General features: G+C 68.0%; 20 protein-coding genes. 8 read left to right on the top strand and 12 right to left on the bottom strand.

The features are described from left to right. The coding region (locus HC028_RS20745; protein ID WP_168079041.1) for an MCP four helix bundle domain-containing protein at nucleotides 1–865 on the bottom strand (865 nt) is incomplete at its 3' end. Nucleotides 866–1,102: 237 nt separating this feature from the next. Beyond that, nucleotides 1,103–2,248 (bottom strand): response regulator, encoded by a 1,146-nt coding sequence (locus HC028_RS20740; RefSeq protein ID WP_168079040.1) that lies wholly within the window; start codon nucleotides 2,246–2,248, stop codon nucleotides 1,103–1,105. A 400-nt stretch (nucleotides 2,249–2,648) separates the two neighbouring features. Here HC028_RS20740 and HC028_RS20735 point away from each other — a divergent pair, with 400 nt between their 5' ends. The 3 genes from HC028_RS20735 (at nucleotide 2,649) to qcrB (ending at nucleotide 6,528) form a co-directional block, all read left to right on the top strand. Continuing rightward, a complete protein-coding gene (locus tag HC028_RS20735; protein ID WP_168079039.1) occupies nucleotides 2,649–4,211 on the top strand; it encodes a methyl-accepting chemotaxis protein in 1,563 nt (520 codons plus the stop codon). 148 nt (nucleotides 4,212–4,359) lie between these two features. Beyond that, a complete protein-coding gene (locus tag HC028_RS20730) occupies nucleotides 4,360–4,815 on the top strand; it encodes a MarR family winged helix-turn-helix transcriptional regulator (protein ID WP_168079038.1) in 456 nt (151 codons plus the stop codon). Nucleotides 4,816–4,914: 99 nt separating this feature from the next. Next, nucleotides 4,915–6,528, top strand: coding sequence for a cytochrome bc1 complex cytochrome b subunit (qcrB, locus tag HC028_RS20725; RefSeq protein WP_168079037.1), 1,614 nt, complete (start codon nucleotides 4,915–4,917; stop codon nucleotides 6,526–6,528). A 30-nt stretch (nucleotides 6,529–6,558) separates the two neighbouring features. Here the strand turns inward: qcrB and HC028_RS20720 are convergent, their stop codons facing one another. Continuing rightward, a complete protein-coding gene (locus tag HC028_RS20720) occupies nucleotides 6,559–8,175 on the bottom strand; it encodes a methyl-accepting chemotaxis protein (RefSeq protein WP_168079036.1) in 1,617 nt (538 codons plus the stop codon). Between the two features lie 184 nt (nucleotides 8,176–8,359). On the opposite strand from HC028_RS20720, the gene HC028_RS20715 reads away from it, so the two are divergent. Then, complete coding sequence (locus tag HC028_RS20715; RefSeq protein ID WP_168079035.1) at nucleotides 8,360–10,030, top strand: right-handed parallel beta-helix repeat-containing protein; 1,671 nt, start codon at nucleotides 8,360–8,362, stop codon at nucleotides 10,028–10,030. 3 nt (nucleotides 10,031–10,033) lie between these two features. Here the strand turns inward: HC028_RS20715 and HC028_RS20710 are convergent, their stop codons facing one another. Further along, nucleotides 10,034–10,477: an Lrp/AsnC family transcriptional regulator gene (locus tag HC028_RS20710; protein WP_168079034.1), complete on the bottom strand. Its 444-nt coding sequence runs from the start codon at nucleotides 10,475–10,477 to the stop codon at nucleotides 10,034–10,036. Nucleotides 10,478–10,595: 118 nt separating this feature from the next. Here HC028_RS20710 and HC028_RS20705 point away from each other — a divergent pair, with 118 nt between their 5' ends. From HC028_RS20705 to HC028_RS20690, 4 genes are all read left to right on the top strand, one after another. Next, entirely contained in the window at nucleotides 10,596–11,462 is an 867-nt protein-coding gene (locus HC028_RS20705) for a tryptophan 2,3-dioxygenase (protein ID WP_168079058.1), read from the top strand. A 68-nt stretch (nucleotides 11,463–11,530) separates the two neighbouring features. After that, a complete protein-coding gene (gene kynU / locus HC028_RS20700) occupies nucleotides 11,531–12,829 on the top strand; it encodes a kynureninase (RefSeq protein ID WP_168079057.1) in 1,299 nt (432 codons plus the stop codon). A gap of 220 nt (nucleotides 12,830–13,049) precedes the next feature. Then, nucleotides 13,050–13,502, top strand: a complete 453-nt coding sequence (locus HC028_RS20695; protein ID WP_168079033.1) for a hypothetical protein — start codon at nucleotides 13,050–13,052, stop codon at nucleotides 13,500–13,502. A gap of 5 nt (nucleotides 13,503–13,507) precedes the next feature. Further along, nucleotides 13,508–13,831 carry a winged helix-turn-helix domain-containing protein gene (locus HC028_RS20690; RefSeq protein ID WP_239075507.1) on the top strand — a complete coding sequence of 108 codons (324 nt, stop codon included), beginning with the start codon at nucleotides 13,508–13,510 and terminating at the stop codon, nucleotides 13,829–13,831. A gap of 322 nt (nucleotides 13,832–14,153) precedes the next feature. On the opposite strand, the gene HC028_RS20685 is transcribed toward HC028_RS20690, so the two are convergent. The 8 genes from HC028_RS20685 to ureB form a co-directional block, all read right to left on the bottom strand. Beyond that, a complete protein-coding gene (locus HC028_RS20685; RefSeq protein ID WP_168078932.1) occupies nucleotides 14,154–14,318 on the bottom strand; it encodes a hypothetical protein in 165 nt (54 codons plus the stop codon). An 80-nt stretch (nucleotides 14,319–14,398) separates the two neighbouring features. Next, nucleotides 14,399–15,448, bottom strand: a complete 1,050-nt coding sequence (yut, locus tag HC028_RS20680) for an urea transporter (RefSeq protein WP_168079031.1) — start codon at nucleotides 15,446–15,448, stop codon at nucleotides 14,399–14,401. Between the two features lie 19 nt (nucleotides 15,449–15,467). Further along, nucleotides 15,468–16,376 carry an urease accessory protein UreD gene (locus HC028_RS20675; protein WP_168079030.1) on the bottom strand — a complete coding sequence of 303 codons (909 nt, stop codon included), beginning with the start codon at nucleotides 16,374–16,376 and terminating at the stop codon, nucleotides 15,468–15,470. After that, a complete protein-coding gene (gene ureG, locus HC028_RS20670; RefSeq protein ID WP_168079029.1) occupies nucleotides 16,373–17,002 on the bottom strand; it encodes an urease accessory protein UreG in 630 nt (209 codons plus the stop codon). Before ureG ends, HC028_RS20675 begins: the two co-directional genes overlap by 4 nt. Nucleotides 17,003–17,010: 8 nt before the next feature. Next, on the bottom strand, nucleotides 17,011–17,706 hold the full coding sequence (locus tag HC028_RS20665; protein WP_168079028.1) for an urease accessory protein UreF: 696 nt from the start codon (nucleotides 17,704–17,706) through the stop codon (nucleotides 17,011–17,013). Continuing rightward, complete coding sequence (locus HC028_RS20660; RefSeq protein ID WP_168079056.1) at nucleotides 17,703–18,224, bottom strand: urease accessory protein UreE; 522 nt, start codon at nucleotides 18,222–18,224, stop codon at nucleotides 17,703–17,705. The genes HC028_RS20665 and HC028_RS20660 overlap by 4 nt, the downstream gene beginning before the upstream one ends. Then, nucleotides 18,224–19,942: an urease subunit alpha gene (locus HC028_RS20655; RefSeq protein ID WP_168079027.1), complete on the bottom strand. Its 1,719-nt coding sequence runs from the start codon at nucleotides 19,940–19,942 to the stop codon at nucleotides 18,224–18,226. Before HC028_RS20655 ends, HC028_RS20660 begins: the two co-directional genes overlap by 1 nt. After that, nucleotides 19,942–20,412 carry an urease subunit beta gene (ureB, locus tag HC028_RS28850; RefSeq protein WP_168079026.1) on the bottom strand — a complete coding sequence of 157 codons (471 nt, stop codon included), beginning with the start codon at nucleotides 20,410–20,412 and terminating at the stop codon, nucleotides 19,942–19,944. The genes HC028_RS20655 and ureB overlap by 1 nt, the downstream gene beginning before the upstream one ends. Nucleotides 20,413–20,416: the final 4 nt, after the last annotated feature.

The raw sequence follows: 20,416 nt of genomic DNA, 5'->3' as shown, positions 1-20,416 counted from the left end.
CGGTCGCCGAGTCGAGCGCCTGCGCCATCTGGCCCAGCTCGTCCCGGGCGTCCACGTTCGCCGAGCGGGTCAGGTCACCGGCGGCGAGCCCCTCGGCGACGTACGACACCTTGCGCACCGAACCGACGATCAGCTTGGCCACGTACACGGCCAGCGCGAGGCCGACCAGCAGACCCACCACCAACACGGTGATCAGCGTGGTGCGCGCGGAACTGTACGCCGCCTCCGATTCCTGGTACCGGTCGTCGGCGCGCTGCTTTTCGATCGCGACCAGGGCGTCCACGTCTGCCGCGAGCGCCTTGTTGATGTCGGCGAACGTCGTGGTCCGCAGCTTGTTCGCCGTCTCGGTGTCGCCGGCGCGCAGGGCCCCGAAGTACTCGCCGTCGCGTAGCTGACGGTACTTCGTCAGATCGGTCTTGAGCTGGCCGAACGCCTGCTCCCGGCCGACCATGTACCCCGAGGAGTACTTGGTCAGCGCCTCGTCGACCTTCTTGTCGGAGGCGGCCACGGCGGCGGCCGCGTCTTCGAACGCCTTGCCGGGCTGGGCGTTCCTCGTGTTGGTCACGTCCACCCGCATCTGCATGTACGCGTGACGGATCTCGCCCATGTTGGCGGTCTGCATGACGCTCCGGTTGTAGAGGGCGTCCGACACGTCCCGCATCTTGCCCATCGACGTCATGTCGCTGATGCCCACCGCGATGGCGACGATCGCCATCGTCGCCACGACCAACAGGATCTTGGTGTTGACCTTCCGGTCAGCGAACCAACCCGTCACCGCGTTGCGCTTGCCCCGGCCAGCGGGTCGTCCATACCCGGTGCGGCCGCCCTCGTGCTCGGGCCGTTCAAACTCGACCGTCTGGTCCATCGCCTTACCTGTACTTTCGTCTCGCCCGGGCGCGTCCGGCCCGGTCGCTGATCTTCATGTTCAGTACTTCAGGCGTGAGCGACGGTCGTCTCGAGCTCGCTACCACCTGCTAGCAAGCAGGATCGGGGCGAATGGCCATAAGTTAAGAAAAGGACATAAAGTTGCAAAAGGCGCATTTTTGCCATACGTGCTAGCGTTCGGTCCGCGACTCGCTCGACAACCGGCATCCGGCGCGCGTTACGAACCGACGACCTGAATGACGAGGATGTGACCCTGAAGACCGGTGGTCGCCGCGCAGCTGCGGAGCTTCACGAGTAGCCCGTCGGTGATCACTTGGCCCCGCGCCACGAGCAGCATCCCGTCGGCGCCGTACACATCGTTTGCCAGTTCGTCACCGGTGACCAACTCGTCGACCCCGACTTCGCGTACCGCTTCATTCGGCAGGCGCAGCCCGTCGATCTCAGCGAGCGCGCGCAGCAGATCCGGGTCATGGATCTTCCGGGACGACAAGGTCGCAATCGCCTGGTCCGGGGACATCTCGCGCCAAATGAGCGAGTCGTACTCCCGCACGGCCTGGAGCAGCCGAGCACCCTCGGGTGCGTCCGGGCGCAACGGCGACATCGGGTTACGGTCGGTGGGCAGTTGATGGCGGACGATTTCGCGTACCGATTCCAGCCGCGGAATCCGCGCGAGCACACTGTCGGCGCGGTGGGGAAGGCTCGCCAACAGCTCCGCTTCCGCATCGCTGGAGGGCGTCCCACCCGCCAGTACGCTGGTCGCCGAGGACGGCAGCGCGATGGCCCCGATCTCACCCATCTGGGCGGCCATGACGATCTGCAGGGCGTCGGCGACCCCCAGCTTCTGGCACAGCCGCTCCACAAGACGCTGGAGCCGGGCCACCCGGCTCACGAGGACGGGCTGCGCCATTTCCAGTGCGTCTCTGAGCGCGTCGATAGAGCCCTTGAACGTAGCCTCGAGCAGATCCCGCTCAGCCCGTATCAGCCGGTGCTGCGCTACAGCCGCAGCCATCGTCGCCCTCAGGTGCCGGGGAGGGCAGGGCTTGAGCATGAACCGGAAGACGTTTCCCTGGTTAATCGCCGCGAGGGCACCGTCAAGGTCCGCGTCTCCGGTCAGCAGCACCCGGGTCGTGTCGGGAGAGATTTCCCGGGCTCGCTCCAGCACCTTCACGCCCGTCATCCGCGGCATCCGCAGATCGGAAAGGATCACCGCAACCGAACCGTCCCTGTCGGCGGCGAGCAAATCGAGCGCTTCCTGCGGATGCGTCGTCGTCAGGACGTTGTACTCGGAGCGCAGCTGTCGACGGAGCGCGTCCAGAACGTGCGACTCATCATCCAGACAGAGAATTCTGGGCTTACCCGCCATCGACTCTTCCTATTCACCCTAAGCCGCACGCACTCCTCCGCTGCGAGGATTGCCCCTTCCCATTCGGCCAGAGCCTGCCCACCCTTAGCGTCTCCGATGAGCTTCCCCGCGACCGACACGGCTAAGTACGCGCCGCGCTCCTAGCCGGCCCTCTCACCTGCCCTTCGGTACCCGCCCGAGTACCGCGCCGTAGGCGGCTGCATATCGCCCTCATCACTCACATTCGTTTCTTATGTATGTCACCACCCGGCCGATAGGTACCCGTCGGCCTGGGCGAGGACGCCCGGGCGAGAGAGAAGGCATGGGCAGGCAAATGGCACAGGCAGGGCAGGAGACGGCTTCCTCACCCGGTGGGAAGCGTTCTGCGAAGGGCGTGGCCGGCTGGATATCGAACCGGCCGATGAGGATGAAGTTCGTACTGGTGATCGTGATCGGCGCGCTCGTGTCCGCCGGCGTCGGCGTCACCGGCATGCTCGGCATGTCGTCGATGCAGACCAAATCCGACGAGATGTACGCGCAGAACCTGGTCCCGATCGCCAATCTCGCGGGGGTACGGAGCAACTTCCTCAACGCTCGGATCGCTGTGCTGAATGCGGCGGTCACCACCGACCCACAGAAGACCGAGAGCTACCTGGCCAAGATCCCGCCTCTGGAGGCAGCACAGGACAAGGCGTTCGCGGACTACACCGCGGCGGACATGACCGGGCGCGAGGCCGACGTGGCGGCACTGCGCGAGGGCATGGCCGGTTACCGGAAGGTCCGTGACGAAAAGATGATCCCGGCCGCCCGGGCGCACGACAATGTGGCGTTCCTCCGCGCGCGGGACCAGGACGCCCAGCCCTCAGTGGACAAGATCAATGCGGCGCTGGAGAACCTGATGCGCATCGAGAGGGAGGGCGGTGCCGCGTCGAACGAGGCGTCGCAGAACAGCTACTCCTCGGCCCGCCTGAACCTGGTCGCGTTCCTGGTGATCGGCCTGATCGTGGCGCTGTTGATCGGCCTGTACCTCGCCCGCATCGTCGTGAAGGCGGTTACGAAGGTCGCCGGCGCGGTGCGCGCGCTCGGCAACGGCGACCTGACCCGGTCCGCAGACGTATCCGGCAAGGACGAGATCGGCCGGATGGCCGCCGACCTCGACGAGGCCACCGGCCGACTTCGCCAGTCGCTCGGCGTGGTCGCTGGCAGCAGCCACGCCCTGGCAGGCGCCTCCGAGCAGCTGTCCGGAGTCAGCGACCAGATCGCGGCGTCGGCCGACGAGACCAACGCGCAGGCGGAGACCGTCTCCGCCGCGGCCGAACAGGTCTCCCGCAACGTGCAGACCGTCGCGGCCGGCACCGAACAGATGACCGCCTCCATCCGCGAGATCGCCACCAACGCCAGCGAGGCCGCGCAGGTCGCGACCGAGGCCGTCACCGTGGCCAAGAACGTCAACGGCACCGTCTCCAAGCTCGCCACGTCCAGCGCCGAGATCGGCGACGTGATCAAGCTGATCACCTCGATCGCCGAGCAGACCAACCTGCTCGCCCTCAACGCCACCATCGAAGCCGCCCGCGCCGGCGACGCCGGCAAGGGCTTCGCCGTCGTCGCCAGCGAGGTCAAGGACCTCGCCCAGGAGACAGCGCGGGCCACCGGTGACATCTCGCAGCGGGTCGAGGCCATCCAGGCCGACACGGCGGCCGCCGCACAGGCCATCGGCGAGATCGCCGAGGTGATCGAGCGGATCAACGGCTACTCGACCACGATCGCGTCCGCGGTCGAGGAGCAGACCTCAACCACGAGCGAGATCAGCCGCAGCGTCAGCGAAGCCGCCACCGGCTCGACCCAGATCGCCGACAACATCACCGGCGTCGCGACCGCCGCGCAGGTCACCAGCGGCGGGGTGACCGAGTCCCGCCAGGCCGCCAACGAGGTCGCCCGGATGGCCAACGAACTGCAGCAGGTGGTCTCGCAGTTCACCGTCTGAATGCCCGGACGGGCCGGGGAGACGATCTTTCCGGCCCGTCCGCGCCGACCAAGCGACCACAAGTTCGCGGTATATGGATGTTTAGTTCCCTTTGTGCAGTTATCCGTGTTTGATTGGGTTACCCGGCCGCGAACAGCAAAGGAGCCCGGTGAAGAACGCTGACCAGCTTGACCCCACGGCGCTCGCGCTCAGCTTGGAGCGCGTCGTGTCGCTGGTACGGCGACTGATACCGGCTCAGGGGTTTTCACCGACCGCCGTCTCTACGCTGCGCACGCTGGAGCGGTCCGGACCGTACCGGCTCTCCGATCTCGCCGCCGTCGAAGGCGTCACCCAGCCCGCGATGACCCAGATGGTGTCCCACCTGGAGCGCGACGGATACCTCGAACGCCGCAAGAGCCCCGACGACGCCCGGGTGGTCCTGGTCCACCTGACCCCCGCGGGCAGGAACCTGGTACGCCAAAGACGCGACGACCGGGCCCAGAGCCTGGCGAAGCTGACCGGCCACCTCTCGGCCGACGAGCGCGCAGCCCTCGCAGCGGCGCTACCGGCGCTCGACCGACTCACCGCCCTGCACCCGAACGACGCCGAGATCACCTGCGGATAGACCGGCCAGAACAGCGGGTCCAGAAGTTCGGTAAAGGCCCGGAGCGTCAGATCCGCGCCAGGGGGTAGCTGACCGGGCCTGCTTGCCGGAGGTGTCGCGATGACGAAACGACGCAAGCGCGGTGACACACGTGGTGCCCGGGTGGCGCGGTCAACGCGTTCGCTCGACAACCGGCTCGGCCTGGCCCGCCCCCTGCGGGCGGCCATGAACAAGGTCTTTCCGGACCATTGGTCGTTCCTGCTCGGCGAGATCGCGCTCTACTCGCTGGTGATCCTGATCCTCACCGGGACGTTCCTCGCTCTTTTCTACGAACCCACCCAGCGCGACGTCGTCTACCGCGGCAGCTACGTCCCGCTACGTGGGGTGCCCATGACGCGCGCGTTCGAGACGACCCTGAACATCTCGTTCGACGTACGCGGCGGGCTCATCATCCGGCAGATGCACCACTGGGCGTCCCTGCTGTTCCTGGCCGGGATCGTCGCGCACATGCTGCGGATCTTCTTCACCGGCGCGTTCCGCCGGCCCCGCGAGATCAATTGGGTGATCGGACTCCTGTTGTTCTGGCTCGGCTTCGTGGAGGGGTTCGCCGGATACTCGCTGCCCGACGACGCGCTCTCCGGCACCGGCCTGCGGATCGCGCACGCGATCATCCTGTCCATCCCGGTCGTCGGAACATGGGTCGCGACCAGCCTCTTCGGTGGCGAGTTCCCCGGCACCGAGATCCTGCCGCGGCTGTACATCGTCCACGTCCTGCTCGTCCCCGGTCTACTGCTGACCCTGGTGGCGGTCCATCTCGGGATAGTGGTCCGGCAGAAGCACACCCAGTGGCCGGGGCCGGGTCGTACCGAACACAACGTGGTGGGCGTACGCATGGTGCCGGGCTTCGCCGGCCGGAGCAGTGGCTTCTTCATGCTGGTGTTCGCCATCGTGGCCCTGCTCGGCGGGCTCTTCCAGATCAACCCCATCTGGATCTTCGGCCCATACCAGGCCGCGGTGGTCTCGGCCGCCACCCAACCGGACTGGTACGTGTGGTTCCTCGACGGAGCGCTGCGCCTCCTCCCGCCGTGGGAGCTCCGGCTCTTCCGGTACACCGTGCCCCCGGCCTTCTGGGCCGGCGTCGTCCTGCCGGGCGTGCTCACCATGCTCGCCCTCGCGTACCCGTGGGTGGAGCAGCGGCGGCGGATCTCCGGCGACCGGCCGCACCACCTGCTGCAGCGGCCCCGCGACGTGCCCACACGTACCGCACTGGGTGCGATGGCGCTGGCCTTCTACCTGGTACTGGCGCTGTCGGCGGCGAACGATGTGATCGCGTACAAGTTCCACGTCAGCCTGAACGCCATCGTCGTGGCCGGCCGGATCGGCCTCCTGCTCCTGCCACCACTGGCCTACTACGTCACCCACCGCGTGTGCCTCGCGTTGCAACAGCACGACCGGGAGGTCCTCGTCCACGGCATGGAGACCGGCATCATGAAGCGCCTGCCGTCGGGGCGGTTCGTCGAGGTGCACCAGCCGCTCGGGCCGACCGACGAGCACGGGCACGGCGAATTGGAGTACGGCGGATGGACGGTCCCCAAGCGGATCAACCAGGTCGGCGGGATCGTTCCGCCCGTCCGTGGCTTCTTCCGGCCGATCGAGGAGCCCGTCGGGGAACGGGAGCCGGATGAGCATGAAGTCCGGGCCGGAAAGGGGTCGGGGACCAGCCGCGACGGCTGATCCCCGACCCTGGGCTCAAAACCAGGTCCTCTAGTACCGGAACGAACTGACCAACTGCTGCAGCGTGGTGGCCATCGCGGCCAGGTCCGCCGCGGCCTTCTGGGTGGCAGCCGCATCGCTGCTGGTCGCCTGCGCCGTGCCCGCCACTCCGACGATGTTGTCGGCGATCTGCTGGGAGCCGGTGGCCAGTTCGCTGACGTTACGGTTGATCTCGCCCGTGGTTGCCGACTGCTCCTCCACCGCCGCCGCGACCGTCTGCTGGATCTCCGCGATCCGGCTGACCACCTCGGTGATCTGACCGATCGCCTCACCGGCCCGCTGGGTCGTCACCTGAATCGCGTCGATCTTGCCGATGATGTCCTCCGAGGCCCGTGCGGTCTCCTGCGCCAGGTCCTTGACCTCGCTGGCGACGACCGCGAACCCCTTGCCGGCGTCGCCGGCCCGGGCGGCCTCGATCGTGGCGTTGAGGGCGAGCAGGTTGGTCTGCTCGGCGATCGAGGTGATCGTCTTGACGATCTGCCCGATCTCCAGGCTCGCCGCGCTCAACTCGTCCACCGCGCCCTTGGTCGCCTCGGCACTGTTCACCGCGCTCGCGGCCACGGAGACCGCGGTCGCCGTACTGCGGGCGATCTCCTCGATCGACACCGTCATCTCCTCGGCGGCCGACGCCACCGTACTGACCTGACCGGACACCTGCTCGGCCGCGCTGGCGGCCATGCTGGCCTGGTCGCTGGCCGTGGTGGCCTGCGCGTCCATGCGACCGGAGACGGTGGAAAGCTCACCGGAGGCGTCGGTCAGCGCGGCGGCCCGCTCCCCCACCCCGGTCAAGGCTTCCCGCATCGCGGCGGTGGCGTTGTTGAACGCGTTCGCCATCTCGGCCACCTCGTCGGCGCCGGAGTCGTCCAGGGCCGTCGACAGATCCCGGTCACCCAGCCGGCGCAGGCCGTCGGCAACCTGCCGGACCGGCTCCACCACGCTCGCGGTGATGACCAGCGCCAGCACCAGAGCCAGCAGCAGCGCCAGCGCGCAACCAGCGATCATGATGGTGCGCGACTGTACGGCCATGCTGGTCGCCCGAGCCTGGGCGGCGTCGCTGCGCTTGGCCACCGACTCGGTCAGCTTGACCGTCGCGTCGAGGACCTTGAAGTACTTGTCATAGCCGGGGCCAACGATCAGTTCGCCGGCCTGCTTGTAGGCCGCTGGGTTCTCCTGGCGGTAGAGCGCGACGATCTGCTTGTCGAACTCGAGGAAGCCGACCAGATTTTCCTTGATCGTCGCGTACAGCGCGGCTTCCGACTTCGTGAGGTCGCGGACCGGAACCGCCGCCAGTTCCTTGTCCAGCGCAGCGGCCGAGTCGAAGAAGCCCTTGCGGTTGGGCGATTCGTCGGCCGTAGCCGCCCGCCCACCCATCGAGGCGACGTCCCCGGCGTACGCGACCTGCCAGCCACTCACGTCCGCGTCGCGGAACTTCAGCTGCATCACCGTGCGGTTGAGGACCGCGAGGCGGCCAACCTGATCAGTGATCTGGTGCTGCTGGCCGGCCTGATGGATGCTCAGCCAGGTCAAGCCCGCAAGCAGAACGCACAGCGCACCGAAGGCGCCAAGAAGGCGGCTACGCAGCCGCACTCGCCGTAGTAGACGGAACATGACGCACTCCTTCGCAGACTTCACGCCCTGTTGCCGCCTGATTCGGTAGTAATGGGCATCACATGAATAGTTTCGCGTCGTGCATTTCTGCACCGCTCACGTCTCCGTTTCGGGACGAGGTACCTGCTCTGCGTTTTCTCCGCGTGAACCGGGAAATCGGCCATGGGAGGCGAAGGAGAGTCAGATGCGCCCGGACACCCATACCATCACCAGGACCGAAAACCGGTTCGTCTATGACGCCCGCGATCACGGGCTCGCGGGTGACCGGACCACGAATGATCAGCCGGCGCTACAGGCGCTGGTCGACAAGCTCGGAGCGGCGTACGCGGCCGACGGCCAGCCCCGTACGATCTACTGCCCGTCCGGGGTGTATTCGATCCGGGACAGGGACACCGTCTGGCGAAGCGGCGTCTCCCTCGTCGGCGACGGCCCGGCCGCCACCCGGTTCGCCCTGGCCAACCCGGGAGAGCGGACCTGCCCGACGCCGTTGGCGCACTTCAGGAACTCTGAGCACGGCGCCAGCCGGGACAATTTCATAGCCGACTGCACCTTCGCCCACTTCGAGATCGACGGCTCGGACGTGTGGCTGCCCGAGTACGACGTGCGCGCCAAGGGGCTGGGCCTGCAGTACGTGCTGCGGGGCCGCTTCTACGACCTGTACATTCACGACACTCCGGCCAGCGGCTTCGGCTGCGACTTCCTCCAGAACACGTTCGTGGACAACCTGCTGATCGCGCACTGCGGGCGGCTGGAGAACGGCGAGTGGATGGGCGGCGCCGGCATCGGCATCGGCGTCGGGGGCTGGGGCGCCACCGAGCGGTTGAGCATCACTTCCTGCACCACCACCCGAAACGGCACCAACGGCATCTTCCTCGAACTGCAGGAACAGGAGTGGGTACCGCCCCGCGGTATCCGCATCATCGGCTGCCACTCCGAAGGCAACCGGTTCGGCATCTCCGACTGGGGCGCCGACGGCATGATCGTCACCGGCTGCACCATGATGGCCAACCACCAGGCGGGCTACGACGTCTCGTCCCTGGGCACCACCCACATCGCCGGGCGGGGCGGCGTCGTGACCGACTGCGTCATCGAGGACAACGTCTGGGACGGGATCGCGATCGGCAACACTCCCGGCCCGTACACGTTCCAGGGCAACCGCATCAGCCGCAACGGCCGCTACGGCTACTGGCAGCACAACCTCGCCGGCGGCGCGCAGGTCTCCGCCACCGACATGATCATTGATGTCAATGAGTTCTGGGACAACGCCCTCGAGGGCGTCTACGTCGACTCGTCGCTGGCCGACCTAGCTCTGGCCGGAAACCGGGTCCGCAACAACGGCCGGCGGGCCGAACCCGGATACTCCGGCGGCGGGGAAACCGTCTCCTACACCGAACGTTCCCTGACCGATACCGCGGCGAACTGGAGACCGGACGGACACCGCGGCAAATGGATGACCGCCGGTGGGCAGATGGTCATCGTCATGGGCAACAGCGCGACGAAACTCGTGCTCGCACCCCACCGCCCCGGCGCGCTCACCGCGTGGACGGGCGGTACCCCACTGCCGGGCACGCCGTACCACATACCCGACGCCCCCGAAATCAGGGCCGGCATCACGCTGGCCGCCGCCACCTACCGCCCCACGATCCACAACAATCGGGTCTGGGACAGCCAGCCGAACCAGACCCAGACCCACGGCCTGCAGATCACCGAGACCGGCACCTGCGAATCGGGGTGGGTGCACGACAACGACCTGACCGGCAACGCCGAGGCGCCCGCCCGCTTGGTCACCGCGCCCGCCGGGGGCTGCTGGCACCACAACCACGGCATCGACAAGTGCCCCAACGACCGGCCCTGACCGTCAACTCCCTGTCGGCGGGGGGACGGGATGCCAGTCGAGCGGGGTGGAGAGCACCATCGTGCTCGACGGCTGACCGTACGGGGCGAGCCGGTCGATGACCTGTTCGAAAGCGCCCATTGAAGCGGCGGCGACCTTCAGGATGCAACAGGCGTCGCCGGTGATCCGGTGGATCTCCAGGATCTCCGGCCAGCCCTCCACGCTCGGGTCACGCAGGATGCACCGCGGCCCGTAACAGGACATCCGGATGATCGCGACGACCGTCCAACCGGTCTTCGCCAAGTCCACGTGAGCGTGGTAGCCGGCGATGATGCCGGCCTCCTCAAGTCGCCGTACCCGCTCCGCGACGGCGGGCGGCGACAGGTGCACCCGGCGGGACAGTTCGCTGAAGGACAGCCGCGCGTCGACCTGCAGCTCGCGCAGGAGCGCCCAATCCATATCGTCCACGGACACCTTCAGTTCGTTAAGCCATCCACCGACTCTGATTGCGAGCTTGTCGGCACCACCGTAAATCACCTTTGGTTTCGCATTCCACGATCCACCCTTGTCGAGGGACCATTACGGCATGATGGTGTGCCCCTCGACGGCTGCGGAGCGCGCCGCCAAGGCGGCCGCCAACGCCGGCGAGCCGACCCTGGAATTCACCGACCCGCTGCCCTACGACGCGTACGTGCGCGCCAGCGTGCTGCACGCGCTACAGCAACCGCTGAGTACGGACGCCGGCGAGATGTCGTTTCTCATGATCAGCCAGATCATGGAGCTCTACTTCGGACTGACCTGCTTCGAACTGCGCGAGGCGCAGAAGCTGCTGCACGCCGACGCCGGGTGGGAGGCGCTCCGTCCGCTGCGCCGCGCCGCCCTGCACCTGGAAGGGCTCAACGCGGCCTGGCGCAGTCTGCGCTGGATGACGCCGGCGGATTTCAACCGCTTCCGCGACCAGCTCGGCGAGGGCTCGGGCTTCCAGTCGGCCATGTACCGGCAGCTCGAGTTCCGGCTGGGCCTGCGGAACGCCTCGCTCATCCGCCCCTTCCGCCGGCAGACCGAGGTGTACGCCGCGCTGGTGGACGCGCTGCACGCGCCGAGCCTGTGGGACGACGTGATCGCGCTGCTCGCCCGGCGGGGCTTCGACATCCCCCGCGACCTGCTCAACCGACACCTCGGTACGGAGCACGAACCGCACCCGGCGGTGGAGGCGGCCTGGGTCGAGATCTACCGGTCCGACACCTGCGACAACCACCTGCGGATGCTCGGAGAGGCGCTGACCGAGATCGCCGAGCGGTTCGGCGACTGGCGCTACCAGCATCTCAGGGCGGTACAGCGGACCATGGGCGCCAAGGCCGGCAGCGGTGGCTCCGCCGGCGCCGCCTGGCTTCAACGCAGCATGTCCCGCGTGGTCTTCCCTGAGCTCTGGTCCGCCCGGACCTTCATGTGAGCGGAGTGCGTTCGATGAGCGTCGACGAGAACGGCTTCACCGAAGACGCTTTCCCGGTGCAAGATCACATGGTGGAAGCTTTCACGGCGGATGACCTGACCGAGGAGGGCGCTCGGCGGCGCGACGCTGCCGACCCCGGCCACCGCGACCTCTTCCACGTCCCCCCGGCCGACGGCGGCCGGTACGCCGAGGTCGCCTACCTCGCCGGAAACTCCCTGGGCCTGCAGCCGAAAGCCACCGGGCCCGACCTCCTCGAAGACCTGGCCGAATGGGCCCGGCTCGGCGTCGAGGGGCACTTCGAGGCCCGCCGACCGTGGGTGTCCTACCCGGAGCTGCTGACCGAGAACACGGCGCGACTGGTCGGTGCCCTGCCGGAGGAGGTCGTCGTGATGAACACCCTGACGGTCAACCTCCATTTGCTGTTGGTGTCGTTCTACCGGCCGCGGGGTGAGCGGAACCGGATCGTCATCGAGGACACCGCGTTCCCGTCGGACAGCTACGCGGTACGCAGCCAGGCCCGTTTCCACGGCCTGGACCCGGACGAAGCGGTGGTACGGCTCCGCCCGCGCCCCGGCGAGGACACGTTGCGCACCGAGGACATCGTCGACTACCTCGCTCGCGAGGGTGACCGGGTCGCCCTCGTCCTGTTGGGCGGCGTCAACTACCTCACCGGCGAGCTGATGGACATCCCGGCGATCACCGAAGCCGGCCGGGCCGCCGGCGCGATGGTCGGCTGGGACCTCGCCCACGCCGCCGGCAACGTGCCGCTGCGCCTCCATGACTGGGGCGTCAACTTCGCGGCCTGGTGTAACTACAAGTACCTGAACTCCGGCCCGGGAGCGATTGCCGGCGCGTTCGTCCACTCCCGCCACCTCGACGACCCGACCATCCAGCGCTTCGAGGGCTGGTGGGGCAATGACCCGGCGACCCGTTTCGAGATGACCCCGGTCCACCGGCCGCTCGCCCGGGCGGACGCGTGGCAGCTGTCCACCCCGCCGACCTACGCGATGGCTCCGATCCGTACCTCGCTGGGAATCTTCGCTCAGGTCGGCATGCCCGCGCTGCGGGCCCGTAGCGAGCGCCTCACCGGCTACCTGGAACGCCTGCTCGACCTGGTCACCGCGGGCCGGCCGATCACCGTGATCACCCCACGTGACCCGCGTCGGCGGGGCTGCCAACTGTCGCTGCGCCTCGACAGCGGCAGCGCTGGCGCACTCGCCAAGCGCCTGCGCCACGAACACGGAGTGATCACCGACGCCCGGGAGCCGAACATTCTGCGAGCCGCGCCGACGCCGCTCTACTCGACGTACCACGACTGCTGGCGGTTCGCAGACGCGCTCACCCACCTCGTGGAGGAGACGCCCTAACCACCACAGGCCACATAAGACCGTGTCTCATTTGGTGACCTTGATGAGTCGGCGGTAGCAGATCAGGGCGCAGGCGATGGTGACGAAGGCCTGGAAGTGGTCGGGAAACGCGGCCGCGGAGTCCACCCACCGCAGAATCCACCTGGATTACGACTTGCCAACTCGGAAAGACGTCGTCTACTTTCCTCTAAGGAAAGTCGTAGCGACGAGAGGGACCACCGTGGGCAGCACCGATACCGAAGACGCGCGCCGGGCGCTGGAAGACATCGCCGCGCGCCGCCGGCAGGTAGACGCGGCGAACGCCGCCCCTCTGCCCTGGTGGTACCTCGTCGGCACCGCTGCGGGGCTGTGGGCGATCGGGGCCAGCCAGGACTTCAGCACCTCGGCGTCGATCATGGCCGCCGGCCTGGTTCTCTTCATCGCGACCAACACGGGCCTGGAACGGTCGAGGAGGGTGCGGTCGCGAGCGCGGATCCCGGGAGTATGGCTGGTAGCGGCTGGCGCGATCGGTGTGCTGCTGGTCGTCGACATCGGGGTCCTCATAGCGGCCCGACTCGCTCACGCTCCCCGACCCAACACGATCGCGGGCGCCGCCATGGCGCTGACCTTCGTCGCCCTCGCTGTATGCATCCAGCGCATCACCCGCGCCCGGCTGCGCGTCGGCCGAGGATGAGCGGCGTGTACCCCGGCTTCGACGAGGTCATCCATCCGCAGCCCCGACTGTCGATCATGGCCCTGCTGGCCGCCGCCGACTGGGCGGAGTTCGGCTTCATCCGCGACAGCGTGGGCCTCAGCGACTCCGCCCTGTCCAAGCACCTGTCGACCCTCGAGCAGGCCGCCTACGTCACGATCCGCAAAACCAACACCGGTCGGCGCCGGACCACCGATCTGCGGTTGACCCGCCAGGGGCGGGCCGCATTCGACGCGCACGTGAGCGCCCTGCAGGCCCTCATCGCCGCAGCTCGGACGCCCCCGGAGGGCGAGCCGCCACCCGGATCGTGACCTCCAAACTTTCGCCGACGCTGTCGATTTGCCGTAGGGTCGTTCGTCGTCTTGGCGGAGGTTAAGGTCTGGACCTTGACGCCGCCGTCCGCAAGTACCGACGGGCCGCATCCGGCATCGATGCGGCACAGCGGGCTGCCAAGCGTCGCGTCGATGCGGCGCGTGAGCAGGCGGACGCCGCGCGGGGCGAGTTGCACGCGGCGATGGTGGAGGCAGCGCACAACGGCATGCGGCCGGTGGAGATCCAGCGCAGGACGGGCTACACCAAAGAGCGAGTACGGCAGGTCTTGCGGGCAGGCGGCGTTGAGCCGCCCGGCGACGACTAAGGCGCACCACGGTCTACGGGGCGCACCTTGTGATCGCCGGCCAAGTGGCCGCGCAAGTCACACCGGCAAGCATCGCCCGCGGCCTCGGCCAGATCGCGCAGGGCGGCCAGCAGCGGCGTGGTGGTATCCGGGCTGTCGGCGTAGGTGAGTGAAATCGACATCCGCCGGTGGTCGGCGAGGGCGAGGTTGTCATACCCCGCCGGCGCATGCGGCAATCGGAGGGGCTAACAGGACCGGCGACCTAACGGGCCTTGCCGGCCCCGCTGCCGACGACGTCGTGCTCCGGAAGTTCGCGGTGCCTCGTGGGGGTAAGGCCCCGTTTGGGCAGGAGGAAGAGCCAGGTCGCGAACACGAACGGCGCGGTGAGGGCGGCGACGCCGACCGGTGCCAGAGCCGTGTTCAAGGCCGCCTGGACGATGACGGTGAAGACGACGCCGAGCAGCGCGTACGGGACCACCCGCCAGGACGGTCGGTAGAAGACGCAGCCCAGCGCGACGGCCGTGAGCACCGCGCTGAACCCGTACAGTCCGGTGGAGATCGCCTTGCCGCTCGCGCCGAACCACAGCGCGACCAGCGTGCTCACCACGGCACCCCCGACGGCGAAGCCCGCCGCCCAGAGCGAGTTGACCGCCAGCGCGATCAGGATGAGAGCACCGGTCACCCAGTTGGCGAGCAGGAACACCTCCGAGACGTCCCGGAGCATGCTGGGCGTCAGGAACGCCCCGGTGACGTGTACCTGGGCCGCTCTGGGGTCGACGGGGTGCGGCAACGATGGCGGACCGAGGTTGCCGCTCCGGATCCTGGCGAACTGGTAGGCGCCGAGCAGCAGGAACCAGGTCGTCAGGACAAAGGGGAACGTGAGCGGCGGAACGTCCCAGGTCTTGAGCACGTCCCCGATCGCCAGGGTCACCACGGTCGTCGCGGCGGCGCCGATCACGAGGTAGAGCCACATGAGCGGGCTGGGGCGCAGGAAGAGCGCGACCGCGAGGCCGGTAAGCAGCGGGTTGAATCCGTACAGCCCGTCACGGAGCGGTGTTCTCGGTACTTTGAGCAGCATCGCGGTGACCGTGCCCACCACGAGCCCCACGACCGCACCGATGGCCACGTGCGGGATCCGCCCGCTGATCGCTCCCCAGCAGACGGCGACCAGAATGATCAATCCGGTCAGCGGGTTGTTCTGGAGGAAGACCTGGGACGCGCCACGCAGGTTCACGTCGACGAAGCGAACCAGCGGATCGCGGTCGGCCGCGCGGCGCCACGCCTCCCGGTGCCATGACTCTTGAATATTCATTGCGTTCGGTGCCTCCTGATCATCGCCACGCGAACCGTGCCGGCACCGGATGGCCGGCGACCGCGACCCGGGCGACCGACCAGAAGTCGCGCACCATTGCCCGTACGGGCTCGGACTCCATTCCGAGGATCCGGTAGCTGATCCCGGCATCGTTCGGCAGCCTGCTCGCGCCCGCAGCCCACCCTTCCGTGCGGTCCACCACCGCCGGGACCTGCGCGAGCACCCGCTCTGCTCGCTCAGGCGCGGTGAGCAGCAGGACGTTGCCGAAGACGTGGAAGCCGCCCAGCACCCCGCACCGCGCGGGGGTGGAGCGCGCCGGCTCGATCAGGAACTTCTCCGCGAAGAGCAACGTCCCGTCCGGCCGGCTCACGCTCAACCGAGATGAGTAGAGGTCGTAGCGGAAGAGCTCCCCGTGGTGTTTCCGGCCCGGCATCAGGATTTCCGCGTACACGAGGGTTGCGCTCTCCGGCAGGCAGACGTGGGTGTGGGTGATGAAACGGCTGTGCCGGTACGGGATGATCGGCTCCGGGACGTACTCGAGGTAGGCGCCGTCGCGGAGAACGATGCGCTGGCTCTGCGACGCGTAGTTCGCGTCCATCTCCTGGACCTTCGCGGCCGCCTGGGTGGTCAGGTGGGCGCGGGCACCCTCGGCCACCTCGATCTCAAGCTCGTAACGGTCGCCCTGCACGATTCCACCGGCCGTGTCGATGATGATGACGCACGCGAGGTCGGGCAACTCCTCGTCCCAGTACAGGGCCTGGTGTACGAGTAGCGGTGTCCGTCGCCGCAGCCCGACCAGTGCCGTCCTCCCATCACGGCGGGCGAACCCAAGGTGAAGCAGGCCGTTCTTGCCCGGCGCCCCACTGGGCAGCTGCGCCGGCTCGTCGTGGTAGCCGGCCAGTTCGGGTGCGGCGTGCAGCGAGGTCACGTGCTCAGGTCCAAGTCGAAGAGCGCATCCCGGCCGATGACCGCCACCAGATCGTCGACGCCTTCCCCCGTCTTGCAGTTGGTGAAGACGACCGGCTTCCCACCCCGCAGGTCCGCGGCGTCGCTCGCCATGACGTCCAGGCTCGCGCCCACGTACGGCGCAAGGTCGATCTTGTTGATCACCAGGACGTCGGACCTCGTGATGCCCGGCCCGTTCTTGCGCGGGATCTTGTCGCCGGCGGCGACGTCGATGACGTACACGAAAAAGTCGACCAACGCTGGGCTGAACGTGAGGGTCAGGTTGTCGCCGCCGCTTTCGATCAGAATGACATCGGTATCGGGGAAGCGCGCCTCCAGGTCCTCGACCGCGGCCAGGTTCATGCTCGGGTCCTCCCGCACGGCCGTGTGCGGGCACGCACCGGTCTCCACGCCGACGATGCGCTCCCGCACCAGGACGCCCTGGAGGGCGCGCTGCACGTGCTTGGCGTCCTCGGTCGTCACCACGTCGTTCGTGACAACGAGAATCTTCAGACCCTGCTCGACCAGTCGCGGCGTCATCGCTTCGATGACCGCCGTCTTGCCGCTGCCCACCGGACCACCAATGCCGATCCGGCTGATCTTCTTCATGCCGGCCCCTAGTTCATGAACATCCGCACGTATGCGTTCACGTGAGTGGCCGCCAGGACATCCAACTGCGGCGCGAAGGCCGACATGTCGGCGAGGGTCAGCCCCGACGCGTACCGGTAGTCGTCGGCGACAGCCTCGTCGACCGCGTACAGGATGGCCTGGCCGTCGAGGTGGTGCAGCGGCATCAGGCGCAGCGCGGCGCTCAACATCATGAGTGCGACGCCGTGCTGGTGCACGGCGAACGCGTACGGCTCCGCCACCCCCAGCTCGGCGAAGACCAGGCCGAGGCCGACCGGGTAGGTCCCCGGCGTGGTCTCCTCGGTGATCTCGCGCAGCCACCAGTCGAGCGCCGGCCCGGCCGCGTTCATAGACCCACTGATCCGCGCTGCGGCGTCCGCGAGCTTGCGCCCCATCCGTACGGTCATGGCGCGCATCTCTTCGTTCGGTTTGCGGGCGTAGAGCGCCCGGTCGGCGGTTTCGGCCCGGCCCCGATCGCCGCAGCGGATTCCCCGGTGCGCCGCGATGAGGGCGACGCCGTCACAGGTCGCCGACTGGCGCGTCGCCGTGCGGACGAACTCGGCGAGCGTCGGCGGGTCGCGGACCACCCGTTCCTGGATCGCCGGCTCAAGTCCGTTGGAGAAGGAGAACGCGCCGACCGGAAACATCGAGTCGCCGAACTGCAGCGCGCGTAGAAAATCAATCATGTTCGGCTCCGCCGCTGCGAATCATGTTCGGCTCCGCCGAAGAGGTACCGGGCCTCGGACGGCGACAGCTCGGCGATGACCTCGGCAGCCGGGACGAACTGATGCGTCACGCCGCTGAACGCGTGGGTACGCAGCACCGAGTCCATCGCTGCGCGGTCTACGGCGACGGGTACGTAGATTCGCGCTCCGTTGACCACCACCGGCCAGTGCTGGTTGCCCAGCGCGTGGCCGACCTGCACGGCCGTACCTACATCCCATGGAAGGTCAACCACCATCACCTCGCCGAGGTCGACCCGGGCGACGATCGCAGTCTCGGCGTCGCGGTCCCAGGACAGGATGTCGCCGTCGCGCAGGTGACTGCCCCGGTCCAGGGAGACCGCGACGTCGGTGCCGGCCTCGGTCGCCTTGCGCAGCCGGTTCTTCTGCGCCTCCCAGCGGTCGAGCACCAGGTAGTCGATCTTTACCCCGTTGAGCCGGACTGGTTCGTCGAGGTTGCCGATGACGGATTGAACAAGCATCAACTGAAGAAGTAGAGCTGGTTGAGTGAGATCGACCGGGCCGCCGGCACAGTCGCGTGCTCACCGTTGACGACGACGGCGTAGGTCTCCGGGTTGACATCGATGTCGGGCGTGCAGTCATTTCGGATCATGGACCGCTTGCTCAGGCCACGCGTACCGGAGACCGGCATCACCAGCCGGCGGAGCTGCAGGCGCTCGGCCACGCCCGCGTCGTACGCCGCCCGGGACACGAACGTCACGCAGGTTTCGGGCAGCGCCGCACCGAACGCGCCGAACATCGGCCGGTACTTCACCGGCTGCGGGGTCGGCAGCGACCCGTTGGGGTCACCCATCACCGACCAGTTGATCAGGCCACCCTTGATGATCCGCCGGGGCTTGGCCCCGAAGAACGCCGGGTCCCACAGCACCAGGTCGGCCATCTTGCCGGGTTCGATCGAGCCGAGCACGTGTGAGATGCCGTGCGTGATGGCCGGATTGATGGTCAGCTTCGCCACGTAGCGCAGTACCCGGAAGTTGTCGTTGCCCTCGGCGTCTTCGGGGAGCTTGCCCCGCGCGCCCTTCATCGTGTCGGCCGTCTGCACCGTGCGGAGCCAGTTCTCCCCGACGCGCCCCATGGCCTGCGCGTCACTGCTGACGATCGAGATTGCGCCGATGTCCTGCAGGACGTTCTCGGCTGCGATCGTCTCGGCCCGGATCCGGCTCTCGGTGAACGCGACGTCCGAGGGGATGGCCGGGTTCAGGTTGTGGCAGACGATGATCATGTCGTACAGCTCGGCCTGCGAGTTGATGCCGTACGGCAGCGTCGGGTTGGTCGAACTGGGCAGCACGTTCAGCTCGCCGGCCACCTTGATGATGTCCGGGGCGTGGCCACCGCCGGAGCCCTCGGTGTGGTACGTGTGGATGGTCCTGCCCTCGAAAGCGGCGACGGAGTCCTCGACGTAGCCGCTCTCGTTGATCGTGTCGGTGTGGATCGCGACCTGGACGTCGAAGTCGTCGGCGACGCTGAGCGCGGCCCGGATCACGTCCGGGGTGGACCCCCAGTCCTCATGAATCTTGAAGCCGGCGGCACCTGCCTCAAGCTGCTCTTCCAGCGGCGCCCGGCCGGCGCAGTTGCCCTTGCCGAGGAGACCGACGTTGACCGGCCACCCCTCGACCGCGCGCAGCATCAGCTCCGCGTTCCACACGCCGGGGGTGACGGTGGTCGCCTTGCTGCCGTCGGTCGGCCCGATCCCACCGCCGATGAACGTGGTGATGCCGTTGCTGAGCGCGTGCTCGACCTGCTGCGGGCAGATGTAGTGCACATGGCTGTCGATGCCGCCCGGGGTGAGGATCTGATGCTCGCCGGAGATCGCGTCCGTCGCCGTACCGATCACCAGGCCGGGCGTGACCCCCGCCATCGTGCTCGGGTTTCCGGCCTTGCCGACCCCGGCGATCCGCCCGTCCTTGACCCCCACATCGCCCTTGACCACCCCGAGGACCGGGTCGACCACGGTCACGTTCGTGATGACCAGGTCGAGGGCGCCTCCGGACGAGGTGATCTGGTTGTGCGCTCCCATACCGTCCCGGATGGTCTTCGTACCGCCGAACAGCGCCTCGTCGCCCAGCGTGCGCAGGTCCTGCTCGATCTCGACGTAGAGATCGGTGTCCCCCAGCCGGATCTTGTCGCCGACCGTCGGGCCGTACAGACCCACGTACTCCCGTCGTGAAATCCGGTTCATCAGCCGCTCTTTTCGGCGTCGTGATCGCGCGGGATCATCAGGAACCCACGGAACGCGGCCCGAGCGATGGCCTCGGGCTTGTGGGGCTGGTATCCGGGCTTCGGACCGGTACCCGTCCAGCCCTGCACCAGGCCGTTGAAGCCGTACACCCGCTGTCTGCCGGCGTACCGAACCAGCCCGACGGTCTTCCGGTCGCCGGGCTCGAACCGTACGGAGGTCGCCGCCGGAATGTCGAGGCGCATGCCGAACGCGGCCTCGCGGTCGAACGCGAGCAGCCGGTTGACCTCGAAGAAGTGGTAGTGGGAGCCGACCTGGATCGGGCGGTCACCGGTGTTGGTGACCTCGATCGTGACGGCCTCCCGGCCGGCGTTGAGCTCCAACGGCTCGGCGGCGAGGACGTACCCGCCTGGTGGGATTCCCTCGGGTCTCTTCCCGAACTTGGGGACAGCTTCAGCTGGGGTTTCGGGCATGACG

This window comes from Planosporangium flavigriseum (genome assembly GCF_011947225.1).
In the GTDB taxonomy this organism is placed as follows: domain Bacteria; phylum Actinomycetota; class Actinomycetes; order Mycobacteriales; family Micromonosporaceae; genus Planosporangium; species Planosporangium flavigriseum.
The sequence above is the reverse complement of the archived record's forward strand: the minus strand, read 5'-3'. Positions and strand labels throughout refer to the sequence as shown.

Coding starts and splice junctions, on each gene's coding strand:
- yut (WP_168079031.1), bottom strand. CDS start 15,448: ATGAATATTCAAGAGTCATGGCACCGGGAGGCGTGGCGCCGCGCGGCC.
- HC028_RS20660 (WP_168079056.1), bottom strand. CDS start 18,224: ATGCTTGTTCAATCCGTCATCGGCAACCTCGACGAACCAGTCCGGCTC.
- HC028_RS20720 (WP_168079036.1), bottom strand. CDS start 8,175: ATGTTCCGTCTACTACGGCGAGTGCGGCTGCGTAGCCGCCTTCTTGGC.
- HC028_RS20735 (WP_168079039.1), top strand. CDS start 2,649: ATGAGGATGAAGTTCGTACTGGTGATCGTGATCGGCGCGCTCGTGTCC.
- kynU (WP_168079057.1), top strand. CDS start 11,531: ATGGTGGAAGCTTTCACGGCGGATGACCTGACCGAGGAGGGCGCTCGG.
- HC028_RS20705 (WP_168079058.1), top strand. CDS start 10,596: ATGATGGTGTGCCCCTCGACGGCTGCGGAGCGCGCCGCCAAGGCGGCC.
- ureB (WP_168079026.1), bottom strand. CDS start 20,412: ATGCCCGAAACCCCAGCTGAAGCTGTCCCCAAGTTCGGGAAGAGACCC.
- ureG (WP_168079029.1), bottom strand. CDS start 17,002: ATGAAGAAGATCAGCCGGATCGGCATTGGTGGTCCGGTGGGCAGCGGC.
- qcrB (WP_168079037.1), top strand. CDS start 4,915: ATGACGAAACGACGCAAGCGCGGTGACACACGTGGTGCCCGGGTGGCG.
- HC028_RS20685 (WP_168078932.1), bottom strand. CDS start 14,318: ATGTCGATTTCACTCACCTACGCCGACAGCCCGGATACCACCACGCCG.
- HC028_RS20665 (WP_168079028.1), bottom strand. CDS start 17,706: ATGATTGATTTTCTACGCGCGCTGCAGTTCGGCGACTCGATGTTTCCG.
- HC028_RS20715 (WP_168079035.1), top strand. CDS start 8,360: ATGCGCCCGGACACCCATACCATCACCAGGACCGAAAACCGGTTCGTC.
- HC028_RS20655 (WP_168079027.1), bottom strand. CDS start 19,942: ATGAACCGGATTTCACGACGGGAGTACGTGGGTCTGTACGGCCCGACG.
- HC028_RS20740 (WP_168079040.1), bottom strand. CDS start 2,248: ATGGCGGGTAAGCCCAGAATTCTCTGTCTGGATGATGAGTCGCACGTT.